The sequence below is a fragment of the Pseudoalteromonas sp. 20-MNA-CIBAN-0454 genome, assembly GCF_040308685.1.
Taxonomy (GTDB): Bacteria; Pseudomonadota; Gammaproteobacteria; order Enterobacterales; family Alteromonadaceae; genus Pseudoalteromonas; species Pseudoalteromonas nigrifaciens.
In genome coordinates this window covers 109,756-122,222 of sequence record NZ_JBEOOB010000003.1, presented here as the reverse complement: position 1 = coordinate 122,222, position 12,467 = coordinate 109,756, and the positions used below count along the sequence as shown (strand labels likewise).

Annotated in this window: 9 protein-coding genes; 7 read left to right on the top strand and 2 right to left on the bottom strand. The window is 39.3% G+C overall.

Going from position 1 to position 12,467, the window contains the following annotated elements:
• Positions 1–38 precede the first annotated feature (38 nt).
• Genes AAEZ22_RS02440 through AAEZ22_RS02425 form a run of 4 tightly spaced genes read left to right on the top strand, consistent with a single transcriptional unit; the run spans position 39 to position 3,517 of the window.
• Complete coding sequence (locus AAEZ22_RS02440) at positions 39–872, top strand: TonB-dependent receptor (RefSeq protein ID WP_352296045.1); 834 nt, start codon at positions 39–41, stop codon at positions 870–872.
• A gap of 20 nt (positions 873–892) precedes the next feature.
• The gene (locus AAEZ22_RS02435) at positions 893–1,681 is read left to right on the top strand and encodes an ETEC_3214 domain-containing protein (RefSeq protein WP_182678908.1); all 789 of its coding nucleotides are present in this window, start codon (positions 893–895) and stop codon (positions 1,679–1,681) included.
• Between the two features lie 8 nt (positions 1,682–1,689).
• Positions 1,690–2,964, top strand: coding sequence for a transglycosylase SLT domain-containing protein (locus AAEZ22_RS02430; protein WP_011329874.1), 1,275 nt, complete (start codon positions 1,690–1,692; stop codon positions 2,962–2,964).
• A complete protein-coding gene (locus AAEZ22_RS02425; RefSeq protein WP_011329873.1) occupies positions 2,954–3,517 on the top strand; it encodes a hypothetical protein in 564 nt (187 codons plus the stop codon). Before AAEZ22_RS02430 ends, AAEZ22_RS02425 begins: the two co-directional genes overlap by 11 nt.
• A gap of 53 nt (positions 3,518–3,570) precedes the next feature.
• On the opposite strand, the gene AAEZ22_RS02420 is transcribed toward AAEZ22_RS02425, so the two are convergent.
• Together AAEZ22_RS02420 and AAEZ22_RS02415 are read right to left on the bottom strand one after the other, a co-directional pair.
• Positions 3,571–4,188 (bottom strand): LysE family translocator, encoded by a 618-nt coding sequence (locus AAEZ22_RS02420; RefSeq protein WP_011329872.1) that lies wholly within the window; start codon positions 4,186–4,188, stop codon positions 3,571–3,573.
• Positions 4,189–4,631: 443 nt separating this feature from the next.
• A complete protein-coding gene (locus AAEZ22_RS02415) occupies positions 4,632–7,100 on the bottom strand; it encodes an alpha/beta hydrolase family protein (RefSeq protein WP_352296041.1) in 2,469 nt (822 codons plus the stop codon).
• Positions 7,101–7,469: 369 nt separating this feature from the next.
• Between AAEZ22_RS02415 and AAEZ22_RS02410 the strand changes: the two genes are divergently transcribed.
• The 3 genes from AAEZ22_RS02410 (at position 7,470) to AAEZ22_RS02400 (ending at position 12,274) form a co-directional block, all read left to right on the top strand.
• Complete coding sequence (locus AAEZ22_RS02410; RefSeq protein ID WP_352296038.1) at positions 7,470–8,699, top strand: glycosyltransferase; 1,230 nt, start codon at positions 7,470–7,472, stop codon at positions 8,697–8,699.
• A gap of 115 nt (positions 8,700–8,814) precedes the next feature.
• The gene (locus AAEZ22_RS02405) at positions 8,815–10,041 is read left to right on the top strand and encodes a threonine/serine exporter family protein (RefSeq protein WP_083497560.1); all 1,227 of its coding nucleotides are present in this window, start codon (positions 8,815–8,817) and stop codon (positions 10,039–10,041) included.
• A 184-nt stretch (positions 10,042–10,225) separates the two neighbouring features.
• Positions 10,226–12,274, top strand: a complete 2,049-nt coding sequence (locus AAEZ22_RS02400) for a S9 family peptidase (protein ID WP_086994635.1) — start codon at positions 10,226–10,228, stop codon at positions 12,272–12,274.
• The last annotated feature ends 193 nt before the right edge of the window (positions 12,275–12,467 follow it).

Genomic DNA, 12,467 nt, shown 5'->3' with positions numbered 1-12,467 from the left:
AACTTTGCCCAGCAAATGCTGGGCTATTTGGTTGAAACATGAATAAGAAATTACTTCTTTTTATATCTATGCTTTTATTTTCTTTCACAGTAGAGGCACAAACACACTCTAATTGCAGCTGTGCCCATTACTACCCAACACAAGCTCAAACCCCTGATTGGATAGGCATAGATAAAGTTACCGACACCCTCTATGTTAGCTCCGGCTCTTCTCAATGCTCTGGACTAAAGTCAATTGACGAACGCCGTTCTGCACTTGAAGCTCGAAAAGCACTCACAAAGCTTCTTAAAACTGAAATAGAAATTAAAGAGGAAAATAAACTCTTCTCTTCTAATTCCATAAGTAACTTACAGTTTAATTCTACAGCTAAAATAACAAGCGACCAGCTGCTAAAAAACGCTAAAATATTCGAACGATGGGTAGATAAAAATAACTGCGTGGTTTATGCAGGAGTAACAATAAACCATACAGATATACAAAAAGCGCAAGCACAAAAAAAGCAAGAGGCACAGTCAAAACTGTCCGCTAAGAATAACTGCATAAAAAGTACTGGCTCGCAAGCAGGTGAAGTTAAAAGCTTATTAGCCGCTAAGTTTATTCAAAATGGCTTTAATATCACAGACTCAACCTGCGACGTTTATTACCATGTAAAAAACTCAATTGTTAAGAGTAGTCAAAATAAAGTTTTTACTAGGTTACAGTTAGAAATAATTACTCACACTAACAAGCGTCTTTGGCAGGATCATTATCAAGGTAAAGGTATTAGCTTTTCTAAAAGATCAACGCAGCAATTACTACAAATCGCAAATGAAGACAGCATATCACTATTAATTGAAGATATTATTAAACTAAAAGATACTCCCGTTAATTAGCGCATATTTTAAGGAATGAAATGCCCGTGGAAAATAACAGCACACCTACAGAACAAGTTACTGAAGAAAAAAAAACAACTATAAAAAAACTTAAAGAATATTTTATTTTGTTAATGGTGGCGCTTATGGGCTTAGGTAACTGGGCAGATACTAAAGCTCTATCAATAGAAGCATATAATGGATTTATTACTAACTTTACAAATAAAATTGAAGAAAAAAAGATTTCAAAGTTAGACATAGGTAACTACCTTCCATATGCGCAAAAACAAATAGGTATACCGCAAGTCATTAAAACTTCAAAAATTGATGAACGTTACGAATATCGTTATTATAAAGAAGATAAATACCTCCTAACTTTAATCAATAAAGAAACTCGCATAGTAGCTATTGTTGTCCATAGCCTATCCTATGACAAAAGCTTAGTTGACGATTTCTCACCTAAGGTACCGTTTAGTAACTTTAAATTAAAAGAGCACAGTCTTGAACAAATAGTGCCTGATAGTAATGAATTTTTTTATGACAGTAATAACATTAAATACTACATGCAAGTAAAACAACTCAATGCCCAAGGTATGTTTCTTAACTTAACGAGTGGCTTTAGTGATTATACTGAGCTAAAGGGAAATGTTGCTGAGGATCTATTCAAATTAGATGAAGTAACTTTGATGAGTGACGAGCAAACGCTTACTTCACCTATCACCAAAAAATTAGCAACCAATAAAGCAACTTTTTACGCAATCTCAGAATTACCAAGCGAATATATTGCTGATTCACTACTTACTAAATATGAATTTAACGTTTATTTTTAAGGAACAAAATGCGACATTTTTCATTGTTTTTACCACTACTTTGTACTTTTACAGTAACAAATATAAGTGCGAACACTTTTACTGAGTTTAAAAAGCAGCAACTTTTAGAAGCAACCAGTTTCAGCAAGCAATATAAACAAGATTACGCAAATTTTAGAGAAGCTTATTTAGCTGATTACGACTCTTTTAGAGATTCATTACTTAAGCATTGGTCTGTGCCCATCCAAAGCAGCACATTAAAGCAGGTCGTTTACAGTGCAGACCTAAAAAGTCGCATAATTATTGACGAACAAAGCATGACGGTTACTGTAGAAACATTAGATTCTCACAGTACGCTTGGACAAGCGGCTGAGACATTAATAACTGATAAAAATCTAGCCTCGTCTTTAGAATTAATAAGCCCAACTAAACAAGAATTAGAAAATAGCTTAGCAATTTCAAAAAGTGAAATTAAAAGTCAAAAAGAGTTAAAACAGAACCAAGAAACGCTAGCACAAGAAATAACTACACAGTATGAACAGTCGCTAAGCAGTGTTGATAAAAACACTCAATTAAAGCCTCAACAAGCAATACAAAGTAAACAGCAATTAGCCATAGAAAAACAGCAGCGTATTGAAAAATTAAACACATCACTCAGCACCAAAGATAATGATGTGACTTATAAAAATATTACTTCTCGTACTTTTTCACTCCCTGACGAATATTTACATAAAAAAGTGAGTCCTTACTTAAACTTTTACTTACAATACGAGCAACAACAACTACCTCTGTTATTAGCAATTTCGCATGCTGAGTCATCTTTTAATCCAAATGCTAAGTCGCATATTCCCGCATTTGGGCTAATGCAAATTGTACCTAATTCAGCAGGTTTAGATGTAGCAAGAAAACACTTTAAAAAAGATATAGCGCCAACACCAGAGGAGCTTTTTGATCCTGATACCAATATCACTTATGGATCTGCTTACATTTCTATTTTAGACAAAAGTTATTTACGGAAAATAAAAGATCCAATAAGTCGTAAATATTGCGCAATTGCAGCTTACAATACTGGTGCAGGAAATGTAGCTAAAGCGTTTAATACTGATAAAAGCCGAAATATTAATCGTGCTATTTCTATTATAAACGACCTAGATAGTGAAAGTGTTTACAGTCACTTAATTGCAAACTTACCCTATGATGAAACAAAAAAATACCTTAAGAAAGTAAACAAGCTTGAACAGCAGTACCAAGCAAATATTAATCAATGGAACCTTAATAATAAGGAAATCAAACATGAAAAATAAACTTTTACCAATAGCCACTATTTTCTTTTTAAGCGCATGTGGATCAACTCAACAGCCACAATCAACCCCCTTTAGTAATGCTGATACTGTACCAAGCTGGGTTTTAATGCCAAGCGCACCTGAAGGAGGGTTAGCCTCATCTAGCTGTGTACCTTGGAGTGGTAATATGGCAGCAAGTAGAGCACAGGCCGTAGCTAGCGCACGCGCTGATTTAGCAACACAAATTAATAGCAAAGCTCAAGTTCTTGATACCTTAATAAATAAGCAAATGCAGCAGCAAGATTCTGTACAAACACAAAGCTCTTTTACACAAGTAAGCCGCCAAACAGCCGAAGAAAGCCTTGTTGGTAGTATTGCAAAAGAAGTCAGCTTTGCTCAAATAAATAACCAAAAGCAACTATGTGCATTAGTTATTATGGAAAATACTAAGCCTATTTTCGATAAGTTGATTGAAAAGTCAGGCAAAAATCTGAGCCCTAATGATGAAGACATGCTTTACCGTGAATTTAGATTGCAACAAACCACTGAAGAGTTAAATAACTTAGCAAACTAACTCCATATTAAAATGAATACTGTAGAGTAAAGTTACTCTACAGTATGTCAGCACTACCCTAAAGCCAGCCATACACCAACGGCGACCATTAAACTGCCCGCAATGCGATTCATCCACTGGATGTTATTACCGCGCGTTAAAAATAATCGTAAGCTTTTTCCACCTGTTGCATAAGCCAACATACTTAAAAATTCGGTAACCATTATTACACTTAACAACACTAAAAGTTGCGGGGCTACGTCATGTTCAATGTTTATAAATGGTGGTAGTAATGAGATCATAAACGCCCAGCCTTTTGGATTGGCAATTGCAGTTACAAAGCCTTGCGTAAACAGTGACTGGCGACTTACAGCTGTAGCATTGCTGGTATTTACCGACATTTTTCCTTTAGATCGCCACATGTTTATACCAATGTAAATTAAGTATGCACCGCCTACCCACTTTAAAATAGCAAACGCCTCTGGATAATTAAGCATAATACTCGCCACGCCTAGCACTGCAGCAACTGCAACACTAGCAACGCCGAGTAGCTCGCCAAGCATCATCCACAAAGTGCGCCGCACGCCAATACTCATGCCTAGCGTCATGGCTAATGTCATACACATACCTGGGGTGATCGAAACAAAAAAGAAGGTGGGAATAAATACCGCGAGTACTGTTATATCAATCATTTAAAACTCGTAATGGGTTAAAGACAAAGTTGTAATAGGTTCTAGGCGAAAGGGTAAAGGAAAAAGAGCTAAGGTGAAAGATAAATGATATGTAATATGACCATTTGTACTCGCTCACCTTGAGCCAATTTTTGGTAAGGTTACCTCCCCCTTAAACAAAGTATCAGCCCAAAATAAATTTTACCTATTAGTAAAACATCTTCCCACTTGAAAGCCCTGAACAGCAAGGCTTTCGCGTTATTTATCCTTTATTATGAAAAACAAAAAGCGTCTGAATTTGGAAATTTTATACACTCATATATGGCAAAAGTCTGAGATGATAAAGTGCAAAAATACATTTTGTTGCTCTAAAGTGCGGCGTACATACGCTCACTTTGCATTGGGAAGGTGCCGTGAGATTTAGAGTGGATCTTCTTGCTCTCACAGCATAAACACGTACTTTACTACTGGCTCGGTGTTGGCTCTGCCACTTGCTCAGTTATTACCTTTACCGGCTCGGCAGAGTCATTAAGTAAGTACTTATCTAACCACTGTTCCTGCTCCCACAATACATGCAGTAAACTTTTACGGGCTCGATAGCCATGTGCTTCATGGGGTAGCATAACTAAACGCGCTTCTTTACCTAAGCCTTTTAACGCGGCGTACATACGCTCACTTTGCATTGGAAAAGTTCCAGAATTCGGATCTTCTTGCCCGTGAATCATCAACATTGGCTCGTTAATTTTTTCGGCATGAAAAAAGGGCGACATGTTTGCGTACACATCTTGGGCTTGCCAAAAGTCGCGCTCTTCGCCTTGAAAGCCAAACGGCGTTAAGGTGCGATTATACGCGCCACTGCGGGCAATACCGGTTTTAAACAAGTCACTATGCGCTAATAAGTTAGCCACCATAAATGCACCATATGAATGCCCTGCTATGGCAATATTGTTTTTATCAGCAATTCCTTTTTTAACCAATACATCTACGGCAGCTTGTGCGCTGGCCACTAGTTGCTTTCTAAAGTTATCATTTGGTTCACTGCCCTTAATACCTACAATAGGCATTTTAGGATCGTCAAACACCGCAATACCTTTAGCTAAGTAAGGCATTGGGCCCCAGTAACCAATAGAGGTAAACTCATAAGGCGATTCACGCACTTGAGAAGCGACTGCTTTGTCTTTATATTCAAGCGGGTATGCCCACATTAATACAGGTAATGGACCTTGAGACTTATCATAACCTGGTGGTAAATAAAGTGTGCCTGAAAGCTCAACACCGTCATCTCGGGTATAACGTAATTGCTCTTTTGTTACGCCTTTAAATGCAGGGTAAGGGTGCTCAAAATTAGTAATTTGAGTTAAATTTTGTTTATTTAAATCACGAATAAAAAAGTTAGGTTGCTCTGTTTTAGACTCTCTAATAGTAATAAAACGCTTACCTTCGTCATCAAGTAACGCACGAACACGCTCATAATAAGGTGCCGCTGATTGCCACAAACGTTTGCTGCTATTAGTTTTTACATCGTATTGGTCTAAAAACGGCACATTACCTTGCTCTGATGCGCCATTACCGCGTAAAAATAGATAGCGTCCGCCAACCACTTTTATTACCTTGCTGCCTAAATCATTGCGCTCATATAGTGCTCTACCAGGGTCTTTGTAGGCATCGTTGTAACTACGCTCTGAAAATAATATGCGGTTTTTATCAGCATCACGTGGGGCAATAATATAAGTACGCACTTGGCGGTCACTAAAGCGCCAATCGCTGAGCATAGCAATATTATCGTTACCCCATTCTATACCCGAATAACGACGCTCTACTTTAGCAAACAGTTTAGGCTCGCGCTTAAACGGTGCACGTAAGCTGTAAATAAAGTCGTGATATTCAACATCGGTTTTCATATCACCACCATCTTGCGCTTCAGCCCAAATAACCTCTGCACCTTGATCGCCTCGCCACTCAAAGTCACGTCTGCCAGTACGTACACTGTCGTAGCCTTGTGGAATATTATCGGCTAATGGTTGTTTTGCCAGCTCAACTAGTGAAAAACCACGCATTCCCCATATTTGCCATGTTGTAGCAAAGCGGTTGTATGGAACTTGATACGAAAATGGCTCGTTTATGCTTGCCACTAATATATTGGTTGAGTCGGGTGATACTGAAAATGACTTAAGCAACGCAGGGCGGCCAATCGGTTGCGCATGACCATCAAGCGTTATATAGGCGAGTTGCCCTTGGCCATAAAACTTAAACTGCGCCTCATCAAACGGACCGGTTAATAAGTTTTGATAAGTACGTGCAGGGGCTTTTTCGCCGCTACTTTGCTGAATAACAGGCACAGTACTTTGACTATCATTTTGTAACCTGGTTTTTCCTAAATTAACGGCTAAATTTGCAACCAAGGCACTGCTATCGGGTAGCCATTCATAGGGGGATGCAGTAAGGACAGAGTTTAGCGCAATTGAGTTTAGCTCATTAGCTTGTTTTGTTTTTACATTGTATAACCATAAACGCGCATCATTTTTTTGCTCAACCACGAAGGCTAAGTACTCACTATTTGATGACCACTTTGGCGCGCGAATAATACCTTGTGGCAAGTTATTAATATTAATAACCGTACCACTTTGTACGTGTTTAATTTGCACCGCACTGTATTTTGCACTTACGCGTGAGCGTGAAAAGTTTGCCGGGTTGAGTTTAATACCCGCCAGTTTAAGCTCCTCTTTTGCCAACTCATCTAGCGACACAACACGTTTGCGCTCAAACAATGCCAGCCATTGGCCATCGTCTGACAAACTACTGGTGGGCGATAACTTAGCATCTACTAATGCAGCAAGTTCAGCCGATGGCGTTTGATATCCTTGCTCTGCATAGCTCATTGGCAGTAATGCAATACAGCCAATAAAGGCAACTAACAGCCTAAAAGCGTTCATGTTTTGTCCTTTAGTAATTATTTAGTTTAATAAAGCTATCTAAACATGTTTTGCCGCATTCATAAAGCATTAAGGTTATACAAAATAGCGTAAATGATTTATCGCCACCCTAACTTAAGCTACACTACAGCGCTATTTATAAAGTGCTGTACACCTAAAAAACAATGCTGATGAATAAAGTAAATGCCGTCATATTTTTTAATATTACCCATTAATAAAAAATGACTTTATAAGCATTGAACTTGTGTAGAACTAGTGCGCTAAATTTACTGGACTACTACCGTTATTATTGTAATAACCATCACAAAAAATAAGCTTACCTGTTTCTATATAGGTAAATTTAAACTTACTAAAAAGAGATCCTAGCCAATGAAAAAAGTGCTGGTAATTGGCTACGTATGGCCAGAGCCCAACTCATCTGCTGCAGGCACGCACATGATGTCGTTATTAAATGCCTTTAGAGCCCAAAACTGGCAAGTAGAGTTTGCAACGCCGGCACTGCGCACCGAGCACATGGTCAACCTTGACGACTTTGGTATTAGTAGCAAGAGCATTGCGCTTAACTGCGAAAGTTTTGACGATTACGTTAAAGCATATGCTCCCGATATCGTTATGTTTGACCGTTTTATGATGGAAGAACAGTTTGGTTGGCGCGTTGATAAGTATTGCCCGAATGCGCTGAAAATTTTAGATACCGAAGATCTACAATGTTTGCGTAATGCCCGCCACGAAGCCCATAAAGGCGAGCGAGAATTTACCACTAACGACTTGCATTCAGACATAGCAAAACGCGAAATTGCAGCCATCTTACGTTGCGATTTAAGCCTTATTATTTCTAGCTATGAAATGAGTTTACTTAATGATGTATTTAAAATAAAGCCTAGCTTATTACACCATTTACCTTTTATGGTCGATTTAAACACATTGCCCACCAGCACTAAAACCTTTGAGCAGCGCCAACACTTTATGACCATAGGTAACTTTAGGCACGCGCCAAACTGGGATGCAGTGCTTTATTTACAACAAATTTGGCCTCTTATTCGCAAGCAACTGCCTAAAGCTGAGCTGCATATTTATGGATCGTACCCGCCGCCAAAAGCAACTGCACTTAACAACCCTAAATCGGGGTTTTTAATTAAAGGCTGGGCCGATAATGCGTTTGAGGTAATGCAAAGCGCACGAGTATGTTTAGCACCACTGCGTTTTGGCGCAGGTATTAAAGGTAAATTACTTGAAGCCATGATTATGCAAACCCCAAGTGTTACCACTAATATTGGCAGTGAAGGTATGCATAATGAGTTACCTTGGCCTGGAAAAATAGCAAACACCGCCGAAGATTTTGCAAATGCAGCCGTTGAAATGTACAACAATCAAAGTGAATTTGAACAAGCACAACAAGATGGCAATACACTACTTAATACGCTGTATGACAAAGCCCAATTAAGCGCTGCGTTAATTCAAAAAGTCGATTCAATAAGTAGCGATTTAAACGCCCATCGCGAAAAAAACTTTACAGGCCAAATGCTCAAACATCATACAATGCGCAGCACACAATACATGTCGCAATGGATAGCTGAAAAAAATAAAAAATTAGATTAAAAATGACTAGACACACACCAATTAGTGTTTAAAATCGCGCCCATTAAACGTGGGCAAATTTCGCAATTTTGTCTATATTTTTAGCTTAGTTATTTAACCGTTGGCTTAAAAGCATTTGAAAAACGCAACCTTTACAGAAAAACGCAAATTTATCGTTAAATTAGGTAAAATGCTGCACAAATATGGTACGCCCGCATACCGCTTAGAAGCGCATTTAATGGAAGTTGCGACCTACTTAGACCTTAAATCGTCGTTTGTTATGTCGCCTACCTCTGTTACCTTTGTTATTTGGACCGACGGCCACGAAGACGAGTATACCCATGTTGCACGGGTAGATCCTGGCGATCACGACCTAGGCTCACTTGCCGACACCGACGACTTAGTTAATCAAATGCTTGATGGCAAGTTAACCTTGCACGAAGTGGACGAACAGCTAGACATTATTTTTGTTGCTCCTAACTCTTACAATAAACTCACTACGGGCATTGCGTTTGCCACATCTGGTGGTGCGTTTGCTATGTTAATGGGCACCAGTTGGTTTGATGTAGCTTGGTCTGCGTTGCTCTCATCTATTGTATACTTGTTTGTGCTTTGGTCGGGGCGCTCAAAACGTGTCGCCCACATGCTTGAGCCTTTGGTAGCAATTGTATCGTCAATCGTTGCCTGTGCTATTAGTGTTTATTTTGCCCCAGAGATCAATATACGTTTAGTGGTACTGTCGTCCATCATTGTATTTATTCCGGGTTTAGCATTAGCCCTAGGATTAGCAGAACTTGCAGCAAGGCACTTAGTGTCGGGTACAGCGCGGGTGATGGACTCATTCATGTTGCTGTTTAAACTCTACTTTGGTGGTTTTATTGGCATAGGTATTGGTTTTGCATTATTTGGACAGGCCGACTTTGTGCAACCTGCGCCACTGCCAGCGTGGACGCCTTGGCTGGCTATATTTTTGCTGTGTAGCAGCCTAATAGTCATATTTAGAACCAAGCTTAAACATGCCGTGTGGTCTATCGCATCTGGCTTTATTGCTTACGGCACCAGTATTGGCTCGGCTATGTATCTCGATTACACCTTAGGGACCTTTGTTGGCGCATTAGCCGTTGGCATATTTAGTAACTTATTTAATCGCGTGGCCAACGCCCCCGCTTCTATTGTTGCTATGCAAGGCTTAATTGTATTAGTACCGGGTAGCAAAACCTATATTGGCTTAAACTCGCTTATTGAAGGTCAAGACTTTGTTTATGCAGAACATATAGGCCAGCAAACGTTTTTAATTTTTATGTCGCTAGTAGCTGGGTTAATTTTTGCCAACGTAGCACTGCCACCTAAAAAGAGTTTGTAACGCGCTTTTCTCACCTATCCATTAATTAAAATATACGCCAACATTGGTGATAAAAGTTGGCGTCATTACTTTTATCACCGCTTTATCCATTAACCTTTATAAACAGTGTGTTAATCGCATTTTTTAGCCTATTACATCAGCCTTGCTATACTGCCAAGTTAACGTGTATATAAAGGAAAGTTTAATGTTAAAACTTAGCTTAGTGCTTGCAATGGGATTATCTAGCTCATTGGTAAGTGCTTCAACAGTATTAACGGTTGAAGACATCCCAAAAATTCAATCAGTTATTCAAACCAGTATTAGTCCAGATGGCGATAATGTCGCTTTTACTCGTTCGGTGCCGCGTGAGCTGTATGTTGATGAAAATGGCACTAACTACCGTGAGCTGTATGTGGTTAACGACAAAGGTGTAGAGCGCCCTTTTATTACCGGTTCGGTTAGTATTAGCAGCATTCAATGGTCTAACAACAGTAAAACCATCTACTTTTTAGCAAAATTAAAAGATGACAAATTTACCGCGCTTTATCAAATTCCGGTTGATGGCGGCCAAGCACATAAAGTACTGTCATTAAAAGATACCTCTATTTCAAGCTACGCACTTAGCCCTGACAATAAACACCTCGCTATTTTGGCAATGCCAGCAGCTGATAAATCTGATAAAGAGCTTAAAAAATTAGGCTTTATGGCAGAGGTATACGAACAAGGTTTAAAAAACAAACAGCTGTTTATTGCTGATTTAAAACAAACCGATAAGCCACTTTCACCTGCCGCGCTCAATGTAGCTAACTATGTTAGTGATGTTAACTGGGCTGCCGATGGCAAAAAGCTACTGGTTAAAACTCAGCCTACTGCGTTAATTGATGATAAGTACACAAGATCACAATGGCACTTGTTTGATATAGCAAGTAATCAAGTAACTATGTCGTTTGCCACAGAGGGTAAGCTTGGTACAGCAGAGCTTTCTCATGATGGTCGTTATATCGCAATTTTAGGCGCACAAGATAAACACGATCCTGCTACTGGTCGCTTATTTTTAGCCGATACAAAAAGCGGTAAAGTAGATGAGTGGTTACCCAACTTTAGCGGCCACGTAGCCGATATTGAATGGCAGAATAAACGCAATACCTTAAACTTTATTGCCAATGTAGGCACCCAAAGCTTTGTCGGCAGCATTAAAACCGGCAGCAATAAATACAAAAAAATAGTTAAAGAAGGTCAATTTATTGCCTCAAGCCTAAGTATCTCTGCTTCAGATAAAACCTTAGCGCTGCGCGCCAATACCGCAAAACATCCTAACGAAGTGTTTATTGTTCGTAGCAAAAAAGCAGAGCGTTTAACCGATTCAAACACGTGGCTAAACGACAAGCGCTTTGCCAAGCAACAAACAATTAATTTAAAAGCCCGTGACGGCGTAGAAATTGATGGTGTACTTGTGTATCCGCTTGATTATAAAAAAGGGACACGTTACCCATTAATCATGTCGGTACATGGCGGCCCTGAAAGCCATGACAAAGACGGTTGGTTAACTAACTACTCACGTCCTGGTCAAATGGGAGCAGCTCGTGGTTACGCTGTATTTTATCCAAATTATCGTGGCTCAACGGGTAAAGGGGTTGATTACTCTAAGCTTGGCCAAAATGACTACGCAGGCAAAGAGTTTGATGACTTAGTTGATTTTAAAAACCACCTTGTTGATATGGGTTTAGTAGACACTAAACGTGTTGGTATTACTGGTGGCTCATACGGCGGTTATGCTTCTGCGTGGGGCGCAACAAAATTAACTGAGCACTTTGCTGCCAGCGTAATGTTTGTTGGCGTATCTAATCAATTATCTAAGTTTGGTACTACCGATATATCTAACGAAATGAACCTAGTACATGCTCGTTCATACCCTTGGGATAAATGGCAATGGTACTTAGAGCGCAGCCCTATTTATTGGGCTGGACAATCTAAAACACCGTTATTAATTATGCACGGTAAAGACGATCCTCGTGTACACCCAGCGCAATCAATGGAGCTATACCGCTACATGAAAGTGCAAGGTAAAGACGTGCGTTTAGTTTACTACCCTGGCGAAGGCCACGGTAACCGTAAAGTAGCAGCCCAGTACGACTACAGCTTACGTTTAATGCGTTGGATGGATAACTACCTGATCGATGGCAATAAAGACATGCCCGCGTTTGAAATTGACCACGCAGCTAAACTTAAAGCAATAAAAGACGCAAATAAATAGCTAGCTAAATACGGTTATGAATAAGTAAGTTATTTTATTACAGGGCTAGTAGCAATATTAGCCCTTTTTGTTGTTAGCTTTATACAGTGCATAGTAATTTTTACACACCTCTCAAATAATCTCTTTGTAATAAAAACAAAACCCCTTGTATTACAGTGTATTACAGTGTATTAAAAATGGCCTTATATTTGCT

Coding starts and splice junctions, on each gene's coding strand:
- AAEZ22_RS02440 (WP_352296045.1), top strand. CDS start 39: ATGAATAAGAAATTACTTCTTTTTATATCTATGCTTTTATTTTCTTTC.
- AAEZ22_RS02435 (WP_182678908.1), top strand. CDS start 893: ATGCCCGTGGAAAATAACAGCACACCTACAGAACAAGTTACTGAAGAA.
- AAEZ22_RS02430 (WP_011329874.1), top strand. CDS start 1,690: ATGCGACATTTTTCATTGTTTTTACCACTACTTTGTACTTTTACAGTA.
- AAEZ22_RS02425 (WP_011329873.1), top strand. CDS start 2,954: ATGAAAAATAAACTTTTACCAATAGCCACTATTTTCTTTTTAAGCGCA.
- AAEZ22_RS02420 (WP_011329872.1), bottom strand. CDS start 4,188: ATGATTGATATAACAGTACTCGCGGTATTTATTCCCACCTTCTTTTTT.
- AAEZ22_RS02415 (WP_352296041.1), bottom strand. CDS start 7,100: ATGAACGCTTTTAGGCTGTTAGTTGCCTTTATTGGCTGTATTGCATTA.
- AAEZ22_RS02410 (WP_352296038.1), top strand. CDS start 7,470: ATGAAAAAAGTGCTGGTAATTGGCTACGTATGGCCAGAGCCCAACTCA.
- AAEZ22_RS02400 (WP_086994635.1), top strand. CDS start 10,226: ATGTTAAAACTTAGCTTAGTGCTTGCAATGGGATTATCTAGCTCATTG.